This is a genomic window from uncultured Gimesia sp. (assembly GCF_963972345.1).
In the GTDB taxonomy this organism is placed as follows: Bacteria; Planctomycetota; Planctomycetia; order Planctomycetales; family Planctomycetaceae; genus Gimesia.
This window is the reverse complement of the sequence record NZ_CAXAVM010000011.1, coordinates 47,324-68,794: the sequence shown is the minus strand read 5'-3', so window position 1 is coordinate 68,794 and position 21,471 is coordinate 47,324. Positions and strand designations below refer to the sequence as shown.

At 51.3% G+C, this 21,471-nt stretch carries 17 protein-coding genes; 7 read left to right on the top strand and 10 right to left on the bottom strand.

Annotation, left to right across the window (positions count from 1 at the left end):
- Positions 1–1,725 precede the first annotated feature (1,725 nt).
- From AACZ40_RS03520 to AACZ40_RS03510, 3 genes are read right to left on the bottom strand one after another with little or no spacing between them, the layout of a single operon-like run.
- Entirely contained in the window at positions 1,726–2,730 is a 1,005-nt protein-coding gene (locus tag AACZ40_RS03520) for a D-2-hydroxyacid dehydrogenase (protein ID WP_291166259.1), read from the bottom strand.
- A gap of 15 nt (positions 2,731–2,745) precedes the next feature.
- Positions 2,746–3,552, bottom strand: coding sequence for a biotin--[acetyl-CoA-carboxylase] ligase (locus tag AACZ40_RS03515; RefSeq protein ID WP_291166261.1), 807 nt, complete (start codon positions 3,550–3,552; stop codon positions 2,746–2,748).
- 40 nt (positions 3,553–3,592) lie between these two features.
- Complete coding sequence (locus AACZ40_RS03510; RefSeq protein ID WP_291166263.1) at positions 3,593–3,961, bottom strand: STAS domain-containing protein; 369 nt, start codon at positions 3,959–3,961, stop codon at positions 3,593–3,595.
- A gap of 515 nt (positions 3,962–4,476) precedes the next feature.
- On the opposite strand from AACZ40_RS03510, the gene AACZ40_RS03505 reads away from it, so the two are divergent.
- Both AACZ40_RS03505 and AACZ40_RS03500 read left to right on the top strand, forming a co-directional pair.
- Positions 4,477–5,067 carry a DUF2062 domain-containing protein gene (locus tag AACZ40_RS03505; protein WP_291166265.1) on the top strand — a complete coding sequence of 197 codons (591 nt, stop codon included), beginning with the start codon at positions 4,477–4,479 and terminating at the stop codon, positions 5,065–5,067.
- 78 nt (positions 5,068–5,145) lie between these two features.
- Positions 5,146–6,108: a carbohydrate kinase family protein gene (locus AACZ40_RS03500; RefSeq protein WP_291166267.1), complete on the top strand. Its 963-nt coding sequence runs from the start codon at positions 5,146–5,148 to the stop codon at positions 6,106–6,108.
- A 25-nt stretch (positions 6,109–6,133) separates the two neighbouring features.
- Here the strand turns inward: AACZ40_RS03500 and AACZ40_RS03495 are convergent, their stop codons facing one another.
- The 5 genes from AACZ40_RS03495 to AACZ40_RS03475 all read right to left on the bottom strand — a co-directional run bounded on the left by AACZ40_RS03495 (position 6,134) and on the right by AACZ40_RS03475 (position 10,960).
- On the bottom strand, positions 6,134–6,817 hold the full coding sequence (locus tag AACZ40_RS03495; protein ID WP_291166271.1) for an SGNH/GDSL hydrolase family protein: 684 nt from the start codon (positions 6,815–6,817) through the stop codon (positions 6,134–6,136).
- A gap of 20 nt (positions 6,818–6,837) precedes the next feature.
- On the bottom strand, positions 6,838–7,737 hold the full coding sequence (gene folP / locus AACZ40_RS03490; RefSeq protein WP_291166273.1) for a dihydropteroate synthase: 900 nt from the start codon (positions 7,735–7,737) through the stop codon (positions 6,838–6,840).
- A gap of 393 nt (positions 7,738–8,130) precedes the next feature.
- A complete protein-coding gene (locus AACZ40_RS03485; RefSeq protein ID WP_291166275.1) occupies positions 8,131–8,559 on the bottom strand; it encodes a hypothetical protein in 429 nt (142 codons plus the stop codon).
- Positions 8,560–8,944: 385 nt separating this feature from the next.
- Positions 8,945–9,322, bottom strand: coding sequence for a hypothetical protein (locus tag AACZ40_RS03480; RefSeq protein ID WP_291166277.1), 378 nt, complete (start codon positions 9,320–9,322; stop codon positions 8,945–8,947).
- Positions 9,323–9,553: 231 nt separating this feature from the next.
- A complete protein-coding gene (locus AACZ40_RS03475; RefSeq protein ID WP_291166279.1) occupies positions 9,554–10,960 on the bottom strand; it encodes an HD domain-containing protein in 1,407 nt (468 codons plus the stop codon).
- 85 nt (positions 10,961–11,045) lie between these two features.
- Here AACZ40_RS03475 and AACZ40_RS03470 point away from each other — a divergent pair, with 85 nt between their 5' ends.
- Both AACZ40_RS03470 and AACZ40_RS03465 read left to right on the top strand, forming a co-directional pair.
- Positions 11,046–12,869, top strand: a complete 1,824-nt coding sequence (locus AACZ40_RS03470; protein WP_291166282.1) for a potassium transporter TrkG — start codon at positions 11,046–11,048, stop codon at positions 12,867–12,869.
- A gap of 76 nt (positions 12,870–12,945) precedes the next feature.
- Positions 12,946–13,635, top strand: coding sequence for a TrkA family potassium uptake protein (locus AACZ40_RS03465; protein ID WP_291166284.1), 690 nt, complete (start codon positions 12,946–12,948; stop codon positions 13,633–13,635).
- Between the two features lie 21 nt (positions 13,636–13,656).
- Here AACZ40_RS03465 and glpK read toward each other — a convergent pair whose 3' ends face one another.
- Together glpK and amt are read right to left on the bottom strand one after the other, a co-directional pair.
- Complete coding sequence (gene glpK / locus AACZ40_RS03460; protein WP_291166286.1) at positions 13,657–15,144, bottom strand: glycerol kinase GlpK; 1,488 nt, start codon at positions 15,142–15,144, stop codon at positions 13,657–13,659.
- 277 nt (positions 15,145–15,421) lie between these two features.
- Positions 15,422–16,795 carry an ammonium transporter gene (amt, locus tag AACZ40_RS03455; RefSeq protein ID WP_291166288.1) on the bottom strand — a complete coding sequence of 458 codons (1,374 nt, stop codon included), beginning with the start codon at positions 16,793–16,795 and terminating at the stop codon, positions 15,422–15,424.
- 729 nt (positions 16,796–17,524) lie between these two features.
- Between amt and groL (AACZ40_RS03450) the strand changes: the two genes are divergently transcribed.
- The 3 genes from groL (AACZ40_RS03450) to groL (AACZ40_RS03440) all read left to right on the top strand — a co-directional run bounded on the left by groL (AACZ40_RS03450) (position 17,525) and on the right by groL (AACZ40_RS03440) (position 21,457).
- A complete protein-coding gene (groL, locus tag AACZ40_RS03450; RefSeq protein ID WP_291166290.1) occupies positions 17,525–19,234 on the top strand; it encodes a chaperonin GroEL in 1,710 nt (569 codons plus the stop codon).
- A gap of 152 nt (positions 19,235–19,386) precedes the next feature.
- Positions 19,387–19,677 (top strand): co-chaperone GroES, encoded by a 291-nt coding sequence (locus AACZ40_RS03445; RefSeq protein WP_002647162.1) that lies wholly within the window; start codon positions 19,387–19,389, stop codon positions 19,675–19,677.
- A gap of 160 nt (positions 19,678–19,837) precedes the next feature.
- Entirely contained in the window at positions 19,838–21,457 is a 1,620-nt protein-coding gene (groL, locus tag AACZ40_RS03440) for a chaperonin GroEL (RefSeq protein ID WP_291166297.1), read from the top strand.
- The last annotated feature ends 14 nt before the right edge of the window (positions 21,458–21,471 follow it).

Below are 21,471 nucleotides of genomic sequence, written 5' to 3'. Positions count from 1 at the left end.
CTGACAGTTTCCTGTTGTCTGCGACAACCCCGGATTGCATCCGGGGCTACCCGTTTCGGAAGGTGACTCCTGATGTTGCACCAGCACTGTCGGGCAAGCCGACAGATGGCACACGCACGTCTGATTTAGCAGGAGCCATTGCAATTAATAGAGAGGTTCCCGTGTGCCACGGTCCGGCTTGTCCGGCCGTGTCGAATGGGTATAGGAATCCCGGTTCCGGATTAAACGTGGTAGTTGGGACCTCCTGCTCGCTACGCTCGGCCCGAATTGCATTCGCGCTTACCCATTTTTCTTATGGGTGGGTTTGGGTTTTTCGTGGTCGATATTCCTGATGGGGATGTTTCATTCTGTTCCCATTGGGCGCGATGCCGGGTTGAGACTCGCCAGGCGGGTCGACACAAGGGACGACCCCTACGTTGAAGGGGTTGGCTTTGTTGTTCTGGATTGTGTGCTTGCCCTGACGGTTTCCTGTTGTCTGCGACAACCCCGGATTGCATCCGGAGCTACCCTTTCTTTCTCTCGCATTTTTTCTTTCACATTAGCCGAACGGCGTTAGTCGCGGTTTTTGCGAGCGGGGTATGAAAACCGGGGCTAAGGCACTGCGGCCCATCCGAACGTTTTATGGTGAAGAGTGAAAACAGATTTTTGAACCTTCTATTGATCTTTCAGTGGTTCGGGATTTTCATCTGCGGGGTATGGGGCACTTCTTTTATAATGCCTGCTGAAATGTGAAAGAGGACGTTTGCACCAGCCCTGTCGGGCAAGCCGATCAGTGGCACGCGCTCGTCTGATTTTACAGGAGACATTGCAATTAATATCGAGGTTTCAGGGTGCCATGGCCGGCTTGTCCGGCCGTGTTAAGTGAGATTGGGAAGTTCGGTTCTGGAAAGAACGCGGGAACTGCGACCTCCTGCTCGCTGCGCTCGGCCCGGATTTTATCCGGGCTCACCCTCTTTTTACTTTTTGGGGGGTTCGTGTTTTTCGTGGTAGGTATTTCTGTTTGGGATGATTCATCTGCTCCCATTGGAGATTGAAACGGGGTCGATTTTCGCCAGGCGGGCGGACACATGGGTCCGCACCCTACTTCTACAGATTGGCTTTATTGTTCTGCTTTGTACGTTTGCACTGACAGTCTCCTGTTGTCTGCGACAACTTCGAATTGCATTCAGGTTTACTCTGTTTTGTTGGTCAGCGGGCTGGTTGTTCGCGCACTGTTGGGCAAGCCAACAGTGGCACCCGCACGGGGGAGAGGACATTGAATTTTTGTTATTATTGTGGGGTTCATTCTGGTGTCTGGTGTCTGGTGTATGATTTCTGATTTCTGATTTCTGATTTCTGGCACCGTTGCATGGTGATTATTTTGTGGAAAGCCATGGGGGCGTCAAGGGGGATAAACAATATCATGTGGCGATACGGGTTGACAGCGAACCGATGCGGGGGTGAGCAGTGGTGATGCCGGGGCGAAGCTTTGCGATGTGTGGCGATCCGCAGGATTACATTACGAACGGGTGTTGTTGTGATAAGTGCAAATCTGGAAAAAACAGGCTGTATTGTAGTGAAGATTGCGAACAAGTGGCTTGTGTTTCAGTGCACAGTAAACTGGGCACGCGCGCGACTCAGTTTGTTGCTTATCGCTGTTGGCGCGGCGGCGTCAAGGGGAAGTTGAACAGTGAAATGCATGTCTGGTGCGCGGAAAAGCAGTCGATGTTTTTAACCACTGTCGATTCAGAACCAGAGACTTTTGTCGGCGAGCGTCAGGAAAGGTTGACCATTGATGAAGCAGCGGATATTTTCCAGCAGGGTTTCCAGGTGACGTTCGGGAACGCGGGTCGAGGCGGCGGCGATGTGCGGAGTGATGATCACGTTCTGCATCTGCCAGAGCGGATGATTCGCGGGCAGCGGTTCGATCTCGAAGACATCGAGGGCAGCACCTGCGATCTCTTTCTGCTCCAGGGCGGTGGTGAGATCCTGCAGATCGACAATGGCACCGCGACCAATGTTGATGAGATACGCGGAGGATTTCATCTGGCGAAACTGTTTGGCGCGGAACAGTTTTTCGGTCTGGGGCGTGTGGGGAGCAGCGATGACGACGAAATCGCTGACGGCCAGCAGGTCGGGCAGGCGGTCGATGTCCCAGACGTCATCGACAACGCCGGGCACTTTGCGTGTGAGGGGGTCGACAGCATAAACCGTCATGCCGAACGCTGCGGCGCGGTGACAGACTTCCGCACCGATGGAGCCGGCTCCTACAACGCCGAGCGAACAGTCGGAGAGATGCAGGTGGCTGCGATCGACTTCGCTGACCTGTCCGGGGCCGGTGACGAAGTCGGGTTTGCCGGCGGTTCCGCCGATGGGCTGCCATTCTGCTTCCCTCTGCTGGTGGATGTAACGATGCAGATTGCGGGCGAAGCAGAGTACGAAGCCGAGCACATGGTCGGCGATGACATCGTAGAACAAGCCGCGCATGTTGGTAAGCTGGCAGGGATGTTCGACCAGTTCGGGGAATACATAATGTTCGAGGCTGGCGGTGGGGGACTGGACCCACTGGAGGTTTTCCGCAGCAGTCAGCAGTTCGGGAGTGATCTTGCCGAAGAAAGCGTCGGCGTCTTTGATTTCGCTCAATGCCTGTGAAAGATCGCGGGCATTGCAGATGGTGAGCTGGTTGGAGACCTGTTGAATTCGAGCCAGCCGGGTGTCATCAATGGCGGGATAGATGAGTAGTTTTTTCATGATAAATTATTTTAATCAGAAGTGTTCGATGGTGCCACTGATGATGCGTTCGATGCCGGTTTCGGTCTGGAGAATGAGGAAGCCCTGTTCGTCGATTTCGAGACAGATTCCCTGTTTGACTTCGAGTCCGGTATTGATGCGAATGGAACGGCCGGTGAGCAGGCAGTAGCGTCGCCAGTCGGTCATAAAAGAATTGGTTTCGCCGGCGATGTCGTAGAGACGGTTTTCAATGCCGTTAATCAGATCGATGAGGGTGGAGGCGAGCGAATATTTCTGGCCGGTGGTTTCGTAGAGAGAGGTTCCCCGCGACTGGAGTTCTGCTGCGGCGGAAAGGAAGGAGTTATTGAGATTCACGCCCACGCCAATGACGACGAGCCCGGGTTGACTGGCTGCAGTTTCGACGAGAATGCCGGCCACTTTTTTCTGCTGCAGATAGACATCGTTGGGCCACTTGAGCTGCAGGGTGTAATCGGGCAGTTGTTTTTCGAGGGTTTCACAAACGGCGAGACCGGTGGCGAGCGCGATGAGTGGCTGCTGTTCGAGCTGAATCTGCAGGATGCGGGTATCGACCACGAGCGAGAAGGTGAGGCCTCCTGCGGGCGACCACCAGGCATGACTGCCTCGCCCGCGGCCGGCAGTCTGATTTCCGGTGAGGACCAGACTGGGATGGCTGGTTTCGCGGCTGACTGCGGCGCCGGCAGGGATACAGTGAGTACTGAGCGCCCAGGAGTTGGTGGAGGCAAGGCTTTCGAAGTAGTCGAGATGTTCGATAAAGGTTTCGGTCTGGATGGCTTTCAGATCTTCGGCTGTGAACGGCAGCATTCCAGGCTCACTCTTCAACAGGCATGCAGACTCAGGAGATTTAATTCGCGTTGATGGCAGCGATGGCTTCTTCCCGGGTCTCAAACAGAGGCCAAAGGCTGCCGACCTTGATGCATTTTAGGATGTTCTGCATATTTTCACAGGCATTACAGAAGACCGCCTGGCCGCCTGTCTGTCTGGCGCGCTGCAGTAGTCGGATGATGGAGCCGATAATGATGGAATCGAGATAATCGACTTTGGAGAGATCTATAATCACATTCTTGATTTCCGGCGCATCGAAGAGCCTGAGCACCTTATTGGATTCCGTCTGGACGTTGCTGTACAAAAACTGCAGGGTCGATCCCTGGGGAACGACAACCAGGTTTGGTGCTGACACTTCCACCTCGAATATTTCCAGATTTTCTACCATTATCAATCCTGCTTGCGTACTAATCAGTATGTGCTGAAAACGTCAAAAGAAGAGAAGGATATAAAGAACGCTACCTACTTGCTTCAAGAGCATACCTAACCTGTAGGGAAATTTCAGGCTCGAGATCAAAAAAACATATCGTTTCGAGAAAAGTGTACAAAATATGCAATTCACGGATGTGAAGCCTGTTTTTTTCGACACGGACTTTGCCACGACGGGAGATTGGACTGTTGATATCAGTTGCTTAACTGGAAATTGCTCAACTAGAATAGAGGACGACTTTTAATTTTAGAAGGACCGTTCCGGGGCTGCTGTTAAAGCGTATAATCAGACTGACCGTCAGAGTCATCCGTGATAATACGACTGCACCAGAAGACATTGCATAAAACAGCGGAATTTTTCCCGGGTCGAGCCGATAAAATAATCCTATAACACTGATTACGTAAAACGTGCCCGTTCTCCAGACTGGATCGGACGGGACCAGATTCCCAGCTAAAGCCTGTTGAAATAGCGATATGTCATCACCGAAACCAGCCTGGAAATACAGCCCACGGATGCTGTTGCGATCGATATTAATGCTGGACGACAGTGCCCACTCTATTGCACTGGGGACGGCGATCGGGATGTTTATCGCTCTGACGCCTACGGTGGGGATCCAGATGCTGATCGTCGTGTGTGTGGCGTTTGTGACCCGTCCTTTTTTCAAATTCAACCAGGTCGCGTCTCTCATCACCGTTTATATATCGAATCCACTGACGATCGTGCCGATCTACTGGTTCGACTATAAAATCGGGACTTATTATGTCGGGGGTTCGCTGACCCAGAAAGATTTCGCCCGGATCCTGGAATTTGAAGGCTTCAGCGGCTGGTGGGAGACGGTGAAACAGCTGCTGCTGGAAGTGGGCTCGCCCCTGATCATCGGCTCGTTGATTGTCGCCACGTTTTTCTCGCTGATGACGTATCCGATCATGCTCAGGCTGTTGATGCATTTCAACCGGCAGACACCTGCTGACACTCCGGACGAACCAGGAACCCAGACAGTGATCCCCTCGCAGACTGTGGACTCGGATCAGAACTTAAAATCTGTGCATCTACATTCCAGTTAGGTGTTGATCTCTACCTGCACTCTCGCATAATAATCAGTTCGTAAAAAATCTGACTGTATCGAGAAAAAAGGTTATCGAATGTCGTCTCCCCGATATGACTGTTTGTGTGCGGGCATCATAGTAGCGGACCATGTCTGCAAAGCCATCGATCATCTGCCCCGGCCCGGAGAGCTGGTACTGACCGACAAGATGGAACTGACGATAGGCGGATGTGCCTCTAACGTGGCTTCAGATCTGGCGCGGCTCGACAGACAGGTGGCGATTGCCGGCATCGTCGGCCAGGATGTCTTTGGTCGTTATGTGGAGGAGAACCTGATTCAGGGGGGAGTGCACTGCGACTACCTGATGAAGTCGGAGACACTGCCGACCAGCGGTTCCTTTGTGATCAATGTGCAGGGAGAAGACCGCCGCTTTATCCATTCTGTCGCAGCAAATGCGCTGTTTACGGGGGAAACGGTCACACGGGAACAGATCGAATCGAGCCGCATCCTGTACCTGGGGGGTTATTGTCTGTCCGAAGAGCTGTCACCAGAGAACGTGGCTGAAATGTTTCGGATGGCAAAAGATGCGGGAGTCACGACGGTCCTGGATGTAGTGACTCCCAAGCCGGCTGACTACTGGAAAATGCTGGAGCCGGTGCTGCCTTTCAGTGATTATTTTCTGCCTAATAATGACGAGGGAGAGTTAATCACGGGTGAATCTGATCCGTTCGAACAGGCACGGGCGTTCCGCAAAGCGGGTGCGAAGCATGTGATTATCACATGTGGCGGAGCAGGGAGTATTCTGATGGACGCCGAGCGAACCATTCAGTCGGAAATTTACCCGGTCAATCTGGTCGACGGAACCGGAAGCGGGGACGCGTTTGTCGCAGGTTTTATCCACGGGTTACTGGAAGGAGCCAGCCCGGAAGACTGTCTGAAATTCGGATCTGCCCTGGGTCACAGCTGCGTCCGGGCCACCGGTGCGACGGCGGGAATTTTCACCCGGAATGAGCTGGACGAGTTTGTCGGGGCACATGAACTGCAAGTCAGAACCATCTGACCTGCAGGATGCTTGAGCGAGCCTGTTATTTCTGATTCATGTAGGGCTGTACGGCTTTCTTCCAGACCAGGTAGCCGGCATGTTCCATGTGCAGGCCATCGGATTTAAACAGTTCGGGTCGTGGCTTTCCATCTTCTCCCAGCATGGGATCCCAGACGTCGGCGAATTCCAGTAGCTCGTTATTGGCGCACTGTGCAGCGATGAGCTGATTGGCTTTCTGGATGGTATCCGCAAGTTTCCAGCGACTGAGGCTGGGCTTGATGGCGATGAAGACAATGCGGGTTTTCGGTAGACTTTTATGTATTTTCGCGACAAACTTTTTAAAATCTGCGGCGACTTCTGCGGCTGTTTTCTTGCGAGCGAGATCGTTATCGCCGGCGTATAAAAAGATCACTTTCGGTTTATGCTTGATGATTATTCGATCGGCGAAATGGGTGGAATCCACGATTTCTGAACCACCAAAGCCGCGGTTGATGACAGGTTGATCGGGGAAATATTTATCCAGATCCCACATGCGGATACTGGAACTGCCTACAAACAGGATACCCCCTGGTTTGATTCCCTGCTCCTGATCCTGCTTTTCAAACTGAGAGATCGATTTTTCCCAGCGTTCAAAATTGTGCTCCTTTTTTTCCTCAGCGTGGCTGGAGATGGTAATCAGGGTGAACAATACGAGAACGAAGGATCGCGGGCAGAGATTCAGATTCATATCGATTCCTTATTCATGATCTATTTAAGCGATGAAGTGCTGCGGGAAGTGATTGCCTGCCAGGCAGCAATGGCATCCCGGTTGGCGGCGATATCGTGCAGCCTTAAAATTTCGACCCCCTGATTTGCGAGAGCCACGGAGACCCCGATCGTACCAGCCAGTCGTTCTTCGAGCGAGCGACCCAGCAGCTTTGATAAAAAACGTTTGCGGGAATGTCCAATCAGTACGGGATAACCGAGTGACTGAAAGGAGGCAATTTGAGAGAGAATCTGCAGATTATGGTCGGCTGTCTTTCCAAAGCCGACACCAGGGTCGAGGACAATCCGCTCGGGCTCCACTCCAGCATCCAGGAGTGCCTGAATCCGCAGTTGAAACCAGCTTTTGAGATCAGCGACGACATCATCGTAATCGGGATTCTCCTGCATGGTTTGCGGGGTGCCCTGAATGTGCATACATATCACGCCCGCTTTTGATTCGACGGCCAGAGGAATCATCGCGGGATCAAAGGTCAGCCCGGAAATATCATTGATAATGATGGCACCGGCCTGTAGTGCCTGCCGCGCGACTTCTGCCTTGGTAGTGTCGATTGAAATCGGCGTGGTGGTACGGGCAGCGAGTGCTTCAATCACGGGAATGACGCGGCTTAGCTCTGTCTCTAAGGGAACCGGCTCAGCGCCAGGTCTCGTGGATTCTCCGCCAATATCCAGAATGTCCGCCCCATCCTCCACCAGTTGCAGCCCTTTCCTGATGGCGGACTCTAATTCAGTGGCTTCTCCTCCGTCAGAAAAGCTGTCGGGAGTGACATTCAAAATTCCCATCAGCAGTGGCAACTCTCCCAAGACCAGTGTTTCAGAGGCACACTTCCAGATTCGCTGTGATTCGGATTGACTGGGTGGGGAATCTGAAGAAAGTATATTCACAATGCGATCTACTCAAATACGAGGTGTGTTCTGATTTCAGACGGTAGAAGATTTATCGTTCACTGTACCCCCTGGCTGAGTATCTGGAATGATTTCTGCCCCGCGAAACAGGGTTGATATTCGGAAACATGGTTCAGGGAAATTGATGGGGGGAGCAGCTATTGTTTTTACTTCCCCGGGATGTGGGTTGCAAGGAAATTAGCGGAAAAGAGGACCTTGAAAGACCTGTACAGCCTGCTATTTGAAGAACAAAGGTCAAAATTTACCACAGACCAGTTTTATAACCTATGCTACAGACAGAGCCCTCAGGTCTGGCATTCGAGGTGTAGTTGGAACTGCTTGAAAATCAAGTAAAAACAGGCATTATTTGAGACTCCAGGAAATAAAGGATTTTTAGAGAAACTTTATTTTTAGTGTAGTCTTTACTTTGACATCGCATTTCGTTCTGGTATTGTAATCAACGTATTCGCCGTAACCGGCAAAACTTACCAAACCAGAAAAACAGACCTGTTTTCCCCAGGTGCGTAGGCTTGGGGACATCGCCGGGAGATGAAGTAGTGACTCATCTTTCAGCGAAGTGGAACCACTTTTAATTATTGAATCTGAGGAGTACACCATGATTCGAAAAACTGTCACACTTTCTTTGATCGCTGTCCTGACAATGTTTGCTGCTTCTTTCAGCGTTTCTGATGCTGAAGCTTTCGGTTTCCGTAACCGTTGCTGCAAACCAGAACGCGTACGTTGCTGCAAGCCAGAACGTGTACGTTGCTGCAAGCCCAAAAAAGTACGTTGCTGCCGTCCAGAACGTGTACGTTGCTGCAAGCCAGCTCGTGTACGTTGCTGTGCACCAGCTCCTACTTGTGCTCCAGCACCAACCTGCTGTGCACCAGCAGCACACTGTGCTCCCGCTCCCTGCTCAAGCTGTGCTCCTGCATCTCCAGGTGCCCCAGCTCCTAACCAGGTAGAAGAAGCACCAGCTCCTCCAAAGAAAGCTCCCGCACCAGCTCCTAAGAAAGCCTAATGCGGAATGAGCTCCTTTCGGAGCAACGAGGAATACAAACGGCCCCATTGCATCAGCAATCGGGGCCGTTTTTCATTATATGTATTCATGAATGTTTATGACCGCCGCTTCAGAGCCAGTGGGACCGGTCGTCATTTGATGAGAGGCGTCCAAGTCAATCCAGGCGGACTTTCACATTCCTGCGGATCAGGCAGACTTTGCGTAGTCCTGTTCGATTTCATCATCCTGGTCATCAAGCTGTTCGGCAGCATCCGCGGAAGCGAGCAGTTTTCGAAGCTTTTTCTCCAGCCTGGGAAGCATTTTATTCCCTGAGTTGGTGACTTTATAGAAGACCCCCGAATCGCGTCCTGCAATCTGGAACTTGAGTAGATCAAAGGCGATTAACTTGCCATGAATGCGAGGCAGATGTTCGGCGACAACCCCCTCGACTTCATTCTGGCGAATAATCCAGCCATCTGACTCCGGGTCCTGTTCCTTGACCTGGACCTGCGTTTGACTGTAATGCCTCAAAACGAGACACCACTCGGGATTTTCCAGCATCTGTTCCTGTTCGAAATCTATCATGTTGTAGTTATCGACCTGGTCCCCGAACCAGTATTATCGAATTCACTTTGCCGACACGACCGACATAACAGGACTATTGTCTTATACCCTGGGTCAAAAAATCGTCGAAAACAGCTCAAGATTTTCTGTAATACAATACCTGAAGTTGCATGCGCTATGCAGGAATGATTTACAGAAGTTCACACGCCCGTCCCGGCAGTCTGCAAGGAGCTGAAGCGGTAGAGCCGCGACCTACATATTCGTTTTGGAATCAGAGACTTCACCCAGCGCGGCATTGAGTGCATTGGTCATCTCCAGGTCATGCAGATGGTCGCGGGTATAAATCCGAAAGATGAGAAAACTGACAGGGATCGCTCGGAATAACTCATCATCGTGCAGTTCCTGTGTTTTCTCGGTTCCCTGATCCAGCAGGAAGTTCTGGCCCCCCGCGGGCAACCGGCCACTGGGGCGATGATAGTGCCTGGCGACATCGATTCTCAGAGGGATCTGTTTTAATTTCGCAGGCAGTTTTGCCCGCACCCTTTTTTCGACGAGTTCGGGTTCAGAAAAAATCGAAGTGTGGACGGCGGTGCCGGAATGAAAATTGAGCGAGCGTTCACAAGCCATTTTCCACTCGACATTCCGCGACAGGATACCCTGCCAGCGTTCTCCCAGATCCAGAACAGCCGGATCTGAGCTCTTTTTAAACCGTCCCACATCAACCAGAAACGAGGATTCCGTGAAGCCCAGATAATCATCCAGATGTTCCAGGGGATTTCCATGAAACAGGTGCTGCATGGTTTCCGCAAAGATTTCTTCCAGAGCCAGGTCCAGCGCGCGGACCGTCCGGTGATAATAGATGGTTCGAAACAGGTTGGCCCGGGTCTCGATAAAATTGACCAGCGCCTGCAAGCCTCGTCCATGAATCGTGAGGCCTTCCGTGGTAAAAAAGCTGTAATGGATCAAGCGGGAGACATCGACGGCTCGAATGTTGTAACCTGACATATAGGCATCGCGCAGGACAAAGTCCATGTTATCCACGGTGTAAATGCCGCTGAACATGGCACGCAGCTTGCATAGCCAGTCCGGATTTCCTTCTTCACTCTGCTGATCTCCTGAGGGGCGACGGATCAGCCAGCCCACCTGTTTTGGATCCAGCTCTTCCAGTGGGTTCAACCGGCCATTGGGATTTCTGCGAATCCCGCGGATCAGGTCGCCCAGTTCATGTTCGATAATATGAGCTCCGATATCTTCATGGGTCAAACCATATTGATCCAGATAATGATCATCAAAAAAATGACCGAAGGGTCCATGCCCGACATCATGCAACAGGGCAGCAAGGCGCACCAGGCTCTCTACATAAGGCAGTGAAGGGACATTCCGGCAGGCAGTGTTGAGCGAATCATACCAGGCGTGGATGGCGACCGATGCCAGATGCATTGCTCCCAACACATGTTGAAACCGCATATGCTCTGCAGAAGGGAAAACCCACCAGGCTGTCTGCAGTTGATGAATGTGCCTCAAACGCTGCACCCAGGGGTGATCAATGATCTCCTGTTCTGAGATTTCTTCACCGGGTATCCCCGTTTTTGATGTAAACGGTATATATCCATGAATGGGATCATGGGCCAAACTTTCAGAAATAAAATCGCGTACCATTATCTCACTGTTTCAATTGCATTATATTGCGAATAAAATCTGAACAGGTTTTCATAAACTCTTTTTGGTTACAGCTTTTATTCATATGACGTTGTCACATCTTCCCAGTCGGATCCAGTACCAGACCTATCACCCCAAACGCTGCCGTCTGCTGCGCCGCTGTGAAATCATCGCCTTAATTGTGGCTCTGATAGCCACCATTATTCTACATGGCCTGCTGAAGATTACCACCATCGTGCATTGGGAGCTAGGGGTGATCATCTTCGGTACGATGTTGTACTTCACTTTGAGCCTGGCGTTTCGCTACTACTGGCACCTGTCGCGCAATGAGTTTCTTCGCAATCATGTCATCTATGTCTTTTTATCAGGTCTGTGGATCTGCAGCGTGGTGCTGATCGTTATTTTTCAGGACCTGCTGCCGGACTCTGCTCCGGATCGACTGCTCCTCATTCTGGGTGCCTCCGAACTCTGCGTGATCCTGCGAAGCCTGTACGAAGCGATTCTCCTGATCCGCCGCGTCTCCTCGCGCGGCTGGAACCCGGCTTTAATTGTTGTCTCTTCGTTTCTGGTTCTGATTTCCGTAGGAACGGCTCTGCTGATGTTTCCGACGGCCCGGGTCCAGGATCCCACTACTGTGAATACAGAGGGTGCTCCCTTTCTGACGGCCCTGTTCACCTCAACCAGCGCCAGTTGTGTGACAGGCCTGATCATTGTCCCCACGGGAACTTACTGGAGCCAGACCGGACAGACAATCATCCTGTTTCTATTCCAGATTGGTGGCCTGGGAATCCTGACCTTTGGGGCCTTCTTCGCCGCCGCTTTTGGACGGTCAATGCAAATTCGCGAGAGCGTCACGTTCGGTGAAATGCTGGAATCTCACCAGCGGGGCGACGTGAGGCGACTGCTGCTGGCGATTCTGGGTATTACGATTTTTACCGAACTGGCGGGGGCCGTCTGTCTTTCAGGATTATGGCCGGAACTCTCATGGGAAGATCGTATCTTCCACAGCCTGTTCCATTCGGTCAGTGCCTACTGTAATGCAGGTTTCAGCCTGATGGATGACAATCTGCTCGGCATGGGCCATCACTGGCAGGTCTGGGCCGTCATGCCGGCGCTGATCATCATTGGGGGACTGGGTTTTGCCGTCAACTATAATTTCATGCTGTATGGCATCACCCATTTTTCCAATCTGCGGGTTCGCAAACCTCTGTTCCACCACCCCACTCAGAAAGTCAGGCTGACAATTTCATCACGCCTGGTACTCTTTACCACTCTCTTTCTACTCGTGGGAGGAACCATCGGAATCTACTTCTTAGAGTCGGTTCATGGAAACTATGAAACCCCTTTCCGGGAACAGCTGAACCAGGCCTGGTTTCAGTCGGTGACAATGAGGACAGCCGGCTTTAATACTGTTGACCTGGGGGAATTCCAGCCGCAGTCCAAACTGTTTTCAGTACTGTTGATGTTTGTCGGTGCCTCCCCCGGTTCTACGGGAGGCGGAGTTAAAACAACGGTATTCGCTTTGGCGATTCTCTCTGTCTGGGCTTTACTGAAAGGCAGGGACCGTGTTGAAATTATGGGGCGCACCATCCCTCCAGCCCTGATTCACAGGTCACTTACCATCATTTCACTGGGAATCCTGGTGCTGATGACTTCCACGCTGCTGGTGGTATTATTTGAAAATCGTGAAGATATCTTTCTGGATCATCTGTTCGAAACGACCAGTGCCTTTGCAACAGTAGGCGTTTCGACCGGGATTACAGCCGAATTAACCACCCCCTCACACTGGGTGATTATTTTTACGATGCTGATTGGCAGAGTCGGACCGCTGACGGCGCTGATCGCTTTGTCAAATCGCGGCCCCTCCAACCGGTACCAATACCCGGAAGAAAGTGTGAACCTGGGTTAATCCCTGCTACAAAAACCGTTAGAATATAGATTCATCCCGCATCCAATAATTACCTCTCCCGGGGAGCATTGATCCTGTGATAAAAGTAGCCGTCATCGGTTTAGGACGATTCGGAACGGAACTGGCAAAACGTCTGGGGGCCAGCCACGTCGAAGTGATTGCCATCGATACATCCGACAAGCTGGTCAATGAAGTCAAAGACGACGTGGCGATCGCCGTCCGGCTGAATGCGACCGATGAGCAGGCATTAAAAAGCCAGGATATAGACAAAGTGGATGTCTGTGTGATCTCCATCGGCGAAAACTTTGAAGCGGCTCTGCTGACGACCGTCATACTCAAAAAACTGGGTGTACCTAAAATTATCTGTCGCGCACAAACCAGGTTCCACGCGGAGATTTTTACACAGGTCGGCGCGACAGATGTCATTCAGCCTGAGGTTCAGGCCGGCGCACACCTGGCACGCCTGCTCGCCAATCCTCACCTGGAAGACTACATTCAGGTGGGCGATGGTTACACCATGATCGAATTGATCACCCCTAAAGAATTCATTGGGAAAAACCTGACGGAACTTTCCCTGCGCTCTACCTACTCGGTGAACGTCGTCGCGATTCGCAAGCGGAACTCAGCTGAAGTGGAACAGAAAACAGGTAAGATCTACACCACCGACTGTGTTCCCCACCCGGATTACCAGATACAGGAATCAGATATCCTGTTAATCATCGGAACGGATCAGAACCTGCTCCGCCTGCCCACCAGCAATACGTGACAGACTCCCGCGTTTCACGGATCAGGCCCAGTCCCGGGATCGTTCAATGGCTTTTTTCCAGCGTTGATACAGATGCGTTCTCCGCTCTGCGTCCATCGCAGGCTGAAACTCCACGTCCAGTGCCCAGTTTTTTGTCACTTCATTCTGATCATGCCAGAATCCGACCGCGAGCCCTGCCAGATAGGCGGCTCCCAGTGCAGTCGTCTCGTGTACGACTGGTCGCTGCGCAGGAACATCCAGCATGTCCGCCTGGAACTGCATTAACAGCTGATTGGCGGCCGCGCCCCCATCCACCTTGAGGTTTTTCAGTTTGATTCCGGAATCCTGTTCCATGGCATGCAGTACATCACAACTCTGATAAGCCAGCGACTCCAGAACGGCACGCGCCACATGGGCTTTCGTAGAACCACGCGTAAGACCGATTAACGTTCCCCGCGCGTTCTGATTCCAGTAGGGAGCCCCCAGTCCCACAAAGGCAGGCACAAAGAAAACGTCTCCGGAATCTTCCACCTGTGCGGCCAGACCTTCTACTTCTTCTGATGATTTAATGATCTGCAGACCATCGCGCAGCCACTGAATCGCAGCGCCGGCAATAAAGACGGATCCTTCCAGGCAGTAAGTCACTTTACCATTAATGCTCCAGCCAATCGTGGTCAACAGGCCGGTGGTGGAGGGGACCGGCTTGTCTCCCGTATTCATCAGCATGAAGCAGCCTGTGCCATATGTATTCTTGGCAGAACCGGTTTCAAAACAGCCCTGCCCAAATGTGGCCGCCTGCTGATCGCCGGCGATTCCAGCTATTTTAAGCGGTGCGCCAAACAGTTCAGGCGACGTTTCACCATAGACTTCACTGGAACTTTTCACTTCGGGCAGCATCGCACGTGGAATGTCAAAAATCTTCAGCAGTTCCTCATCCCATTCATGGGTATGAATATTATACAGCAGGGTTCGACACGCATTCGTGGGATCAGTCACATGAACCTTGCCTCCTGTCAGCCGCCAGATCAGAAAGGAATCGATCGTACCGAACAGGACTTCCCCCTTCTCAGCCCTCTCCCTGAGTCCTTCAATCTCATTCAGCAGATATTCAATTTTTGTGCCGGAGAAATAAGCATCAAGGACCAGCCCTGTTTTCTCACGAAACAGTTTTTCGTATCCCTCCGCTTTCAGCTGATCACAGCGTGCGGCGGTTAAACGACTCTGCCAGACGATGGCATTCGAGACCGGTTTTCCGGTATCACGATCCCAGATTACGATTGTTTCCCGCTGGTTGGTAATACCGATGGCAGCGATCTCTGAAAGATCCACGCGCGACTGCTCGATCACACGCTGCGCAGTAGCCAGTTGCGAATCCCAGATGGCCTCCGGATCATGTTCTACCAGCCCGGGTGAAGGAAAGATCTGTTCAAATTCCTGCTGGGCCGTCGCCTCAATTTTTCCCTGATGATTAAATAATATAGAGCGACTGGACGTCGTTCCCTGATCTAATGCCAGAATATATTTAGCCATTACCATACTCCTTGAGGCGAACACAGACTTCAAAGCGAAAGACTTGAATGCTTACATTCTGTTTACATTAAGTAAGCCGAGCCGGGTTCACAAGGAATTCCTGAGAATTCTTGAAGAGAGCGATTCGGATCATCTGCTGAAACTGGTCAGAACCGACGATCTTGTCTGGCAGTGCGCGCATAAAAAAACTGATGGCGAGAGAATTCATTTCTCAAGCCATCAGTCAGTCACACTTAATAGTACCTCCTGCAAAGTACCAGTGTTTCAACAGTCTGTCCTAGTGGTATGCTTGCATTCCGTGCTCAGACAGGTCCAGACCTTTCAATTCATCTTCTTCGGAAACTCTCAATTGTCCGATCACTTTCAAGACAATGAAGAGAATGAACATTGTGACAAAGGCATAGACAGGAATCACAACTGATCCCAGAATCTGAACACCCAGGTCATAATCGCCAAAGATACCCGTAGCCACCCCACCCCAGATACCACACAGTCCGTGGACAGGGAAAGCACCGACGGGATCGTCGATTCTCAGTTTTTCCAGTGCGAGGATGCCGAAGACAACCAGGAGACCAGCAATTCCGCCGATAGCAAGCGACTCGAGATTGGTCACGCTGTCACAGTTGGCAGTGATACCAACCAGACCAGCCAGCACACCGTTCAGAGCCATGGAAATATCAGGCTTACCATACATAACCCAACCCAGGATCATGGCGGCGACACCACCGGTGGCTGCTGCCAGAGTTGTGTTGGTTGCAATTAACATCACAGCGTTCGTGTTACCAGTTCCAGCGAAAGCCAGCTGACTACCGGGATTGAACCCGTACCAGCCGACCCACAGAATGAAGACACCCAGTGTCGCTTGAGCAATATTATGCCCTGGAATGGGAACAGATTTGCCATCTTTGAAGCGACCGATACGGGGTCCGAGCACCAGAGCTCCAGCCAGGCCAGCAAAACCACCGACAGCGTGCACAACAATCGAACCGGCAAAGTCATAGAATCCCATGGCGTCTAACCAGCCACCGCCCCACTTCCAGTAACCACTGATAGGATAAATAAATCCAGTCAGGATCACGCTGTAGATCAGGTAAGAGCTGAATTTGAGACGACCGGCAACAGCACCAGATACGATGGTGGCAGCTGTCGCGGCGAATGCAACCTGGAACAGAAAGTCCACTTGAGGATGCAGTACAGCAGGACCGGCTTCTCCCGCTTCTCCGATTCCAAAACCAGCGTAGCCGAAGTAGCCATTTCCTGCATCACCCGGATACATGAGTCCGTAACCGACGGCGAAATAGATCAGAACGCCAACACAGACATCCATCAGGTTCTTAAAGAGAATATTGATTGTGTTTTTGGATGAGTTGAATCCTGACTCGACCATGGCGAAACCGGCCTGCATAAACAGAACCAGCACAGCACACAGCATTAACATGCTGTTATCGAGTGCGTAGTAAACTTCAGATAATGAAAGTGGGGGAGCTTCTTCAGCGGGAGCTTCCTCAGCAGGAGCCTGTGTCTCCATCGTTGCTTCCGCTGCGGGCTTTTCTGTCGGTTCAGCTTCATCAAAAGCCAACGTGGGTTGAGAGAACGCTAATACTACGACAAGGCTTGCCGTTAAGCCTGTGAGCGCATGTTTCCAATTCATTTTGTCGCAAACCTTTCCCGGAGTCTAATCAGTCGTTGTTTCTTCTACTGTCTGGACAATCGTTGAATCTGATTATGGCCCCTAAATACCAATCAATAATTTGAGCACTTTCTTTGGTAGAGGGGCGTAATGCAAACAGTGTGCCTCTAAGAAATTCCGGAAGTGGTTCTACGACCATATCGCTTTATCAACATGAGACTTACAGACGATCATAATAAATTCATATTTCCTGATTTTTACATTTTGTAACATTTTCAATGCGGGTAAATCGGGCATCGACTCGCGATGCTGCCCGCTGTTTAAGCAGAGCATCTGCAATCTGTCGGCTCAATTCGAACTCATCAGTTTTGACTGGACACTCTGACTGGTCTGCTGAGATCAACAAAGTCACTCTACCAGCGGTCGCGGAACTGGCGTTTCACAATTGCAGCTCTGCTGCCAACTTGGCAGTCTGAGAATAAAACCTGAATTCCACAATAGTCATAATCTACTATGCAGTATTGTCTTATAACTCATAATTCTGATTGGCATGATGATTGCATTTACTGTTTGCCATGGTCGGGGTCTACATGAATCCCTGCCAACTTTGTTTGTATTACACCTGGAACGTACTCACGCGTTCAAGACGGCATGACTACCAAGTCCGCTTATCTTTAACATTACGCGTGAGAGATCATCGTGGTCATGGACACATATTTATTGGCCATTATTGCTGGTTGAGGAGAGACTGTGGCAAAACTTTTAAGCTTTGACGAAGAGGCCAGGAAGAGTTTATTGGCAGGAGTCGCTAAATTGTCGCGGGCCGTTAAGAGTACGCTCGGGCCGCGAGGGCGAAATGCTGTCTTGGACAAAGGCTGGGGAACACCAAAAGTTACTAAGGACGGTGTCACTGTTGCAGAAGACATCGAACTGGAAGATCCCTTTGAAAACATGGGAGTCCAGCTGGTAAAAGAAGCAGCATCGAAAACTAACGATGTTGCGGGAGACGGAACTACGACGGCTACGGTTCTGGCAGAAGCCATTTTCCGGGAAGGCCTGAAGTATATTGCTTCAGGAGCAGACCCGATGGCACTGAGCCGTGGTGTCCAGAAAGCCGTAGAGGCAGTCGTTGAGCAGATCGGAAAGATCTCCAAGGAAGTCAAAGGGAAAGACAAAAAAGCGATCGAAACCGTGGCAACGATCGCCGGAAATAACGATCCGGAAATCGGTAAGATCCTGGCAGACGCACTCCTGAAAGTCGGCGCTGATGGCGTGATTACAGTTGAAGAAGGCCGCGGCGTTTCAACTGAAGTCGACCTGGTGGAAGGGATGCAGTTCGAACGCGGATTCCTGTCTCCTCACTTTGTCACCGATGAAGACAATCAGACCTGTGATATGGAACGGGCTCATATTCTGATCTACGAAGAAAAAATCAGCTCTGCCCAGACCCTGGTACCACTGCTGGAACAGGTTTCCAAAGATGGTTCACCGCTGTTGATCATCGCGGAAGATATTGAAGGGGAAGCACTGGCGACTCTGGTTGTCAACAAATTACGTGGCATCCTCAAGGTCTGTGCTGTCAAAGCTCCCGGTTACGGTGATCGTCGTAAAGCAATGCTGGAAGACCTCGCTGTACTCACCGGCGGCAAAGCCATTTTCAAAGACCTCGGCGTCAAACTGGAATCAGTCGAGCTGAAAGATCTGGGCCAGGCCAAGAAAATTCACATCAGTTCTGATAATACCACGATCGTCAGCGGCGGTGGAAACAAAGCTGCTGTTAACGGTCGTGCCGATCAGATTCGGGCTGAAATCGAAGTGACTGACAGCGAATACGATCGCGAGAAACTTCAGGAACGTCTGGCCAAACTGGCAGGCGGAGTAGCCCAGATCAATGTGGGTGCTGCCACCGAAACGGAAATGAAGGAACGGAAAGACCTGATCGACGATGCCCTCGCTGCAACGCGTGCTGCCATTGAAGAAGGTATCGTTCCCGGCGGTGGAATCGCGCTGCTGCGATCCAGCAAATCTCTCGACAGCCTCAAGCTGTCTGGCGACCAGGCACTGGGAGTTGCATTGATTCAGAAAATTCTGGAAATGCCTCTACGGGCTATTGCCGAGAATGCTGGCCAGGACGGATCAGTGGTTGCCAATCGCGTGAAAAAAGACAAGAGCACTTCCTTCGGTTACGATGCCCTGAACGATCGTTATGGCGATATGTTTGATTTTGGCGTTGTTGACCCGGCTAAAGTTGTTCGCTCCACCCTGCAGAATGCATCCAGCGTCGCTTGCCTGCTGATGACAACAGATTCCATTGTTGTCGAAGAACCCAAAGATGAAGAAGATGACCATCATCATGATGACCACCACGACATGGGTGGTATGGGCGGCATGGGAGGCATGCCCGGAATGGGTGGCGGAATGCCTGGAATGGGCGGCATGCCCGGCATGGGCGGCTTCTAAGCCATGATCGCCATCCGCTTCTGATAGAAGAGGATGGCAACAGGATCCCCAGCGGATCCTGGCTGTGACAACATGAGACATATTACTTCCGGGAAATGCTCCCGGATTCATACATACAACCAGATTAATTGGAATACTTGGGAGTTAACATAATGGAACTGAATCCTCTTGATGACCGTATCGTGATTGAACCCAATGTTGCAGAAGAAACAACTGCTGGTGGGATCGTTCTGCCTGACACAGCTCAGGAAAAACCACAGAGCGGTACTGTAATCGCTGTGGGTCCTGGCCGTCTTCTGGAAAGCGGTGAGCGTTGCCCGGTTGCCGTTGAAGTCGGTGATGAAGTTCTCTACGGTAAATACGGTGGAACTGATATCGAAGTCAGCGGTAAAGATGTCAAGATCCTGCGGGAAAGTGACATTCTTGCCAAAATCATCAAGTAAAGAACGTACTGAATCGGACCATTCGGGCAGAGATATGAATTGCAATACACAATTCCTTCTCTGCCTGCTTCGAGAATCTTAATCAATCACAAATCACGCAGGGGAGAACGGAGCAATCCGATCGAATGTTCGTTCCTGTTAAACAGAGGAGTTTATAAGCGTGGCAAAACAACTATTGTTTGAAGATCGCGCACGTGCCAAGCTGCAAAAAGGCGTGCAAACCATCAGCGACGCTGTAGCCATCACCATGGGTCCCACGGGGCGCAACGTGATCATCGACAAAAATTTTGGTAACCCCCTGGTGACCAAAGACGGTGTTACAGTCAGTAAAGAAGTTGAGCTCGAAGACCCGTTCGAAAACATGGGAGCGAAACTGGTTAATGAAGTCGCCACCAAAACCAGCGATATCGCCGGCGATGGAACAACAACGGCAACCGTTTTAGCCCGTTCGATTTACCAGGAAGGTCTGCGTGGCCTGTCCCTGGGAGCTAATCCCATGATGGTTCGTCGGGGCATCGACAAAGCTGTGGAAGCCGCTGTCGTTGCGATTGAGGCACTCGCGAAACCGGTCACCGAAAAATCAGAAATTGCCCAGGTTGGGGCGATCTCTGCGAACAACGACAATGTCATCGGAAACCTGATTGCCGACGCTGTTGAAAAAGTGGGCCGTGACGGCGTCATCACCGTGGAAGAAGGTAAGGGTAACGAAACGACCCTGACTTTCGCAGACGGGATGCAGTTCGACAAAGGTTATATTTCACCTTACTTTGTCACTGACACTGAAGGTATGAAATGCATTCTGGAAGACTGTTATATCCTGATTCACGAATCCAAAATCTCCGCTCTGCGAGATCTGGTACCTCTGCTGGAAAAAGTTTCGCAGACAGGGAAGCCACTGTTGATTATTGCCGAAGACGTTGAAGGCGAGCCCCTGACGGCTCTGGTCGTCAACAAACTGCGCGGCGTCCTCAACATTGCAGCTGTCAAAGCTCCCGGCTTTGGCGATCGCCGCAAAGCCATGCTGGCTGACATCGCTGTGCTGACAGGTGGTACTGTGATTTCTGAAGACCTGGGAATTAAACTGGAATCGGTCGAACTGGCCCAACTGGGTCAGGCCAAGCAGATTGAAATCACCAAAGATTCCTGTACGCTGATCGAAGGTGCCGGTAAAACAGATGCGTTGCAGGCACGTGTTGCTCAGATTCGCGGTCAACTTGAAAAAACAGACAGCGAATATGATCGTGAAAAATACCAGGAACGTCTGGCAAAACTGACGGGTGGTGTTGCCATTATTTCTGTCGGTGCAGCAACCGAAACAGAAATGAAGCAGACCAAAGCCCGCATGGAAGATGCCCTGCATGCCACGCGTGCTGCTGTGGAAGAAGGTATTCTCCCCGGCGGTGGCGTTGCCCTGCTGCGATCCATTGAAGCGGTCGAAAAGGTCAAAGGGAAAAATGACGACGAGAAGATCGGTATCAATATCGTCGCCCGTGCTCTCGAAGGTCCAATTCGTCAGATCGCAGAAAACTGTGGAACCGATGGTGCCGTTGTCGCTGATGAAGTCAAACAGCTGACAGGCTCCCAAGGTTATAATGCCAACAGTGGCGAATACGTCGACATGTTCAAAGCAGGAATTATTGATCCGGCCAAGGTTGTGAAAAACGCCCTGAAAAATGCCGCTTCGATTGCCGGCCTGATGCTGACCACCCAGGTACTTGTCACCCGCAGTGACAGCACCGAAGGCAAAAAGCTGGCTAACGTCGAAGGTAGCGTTCGATAGTTTCTGATACCAAC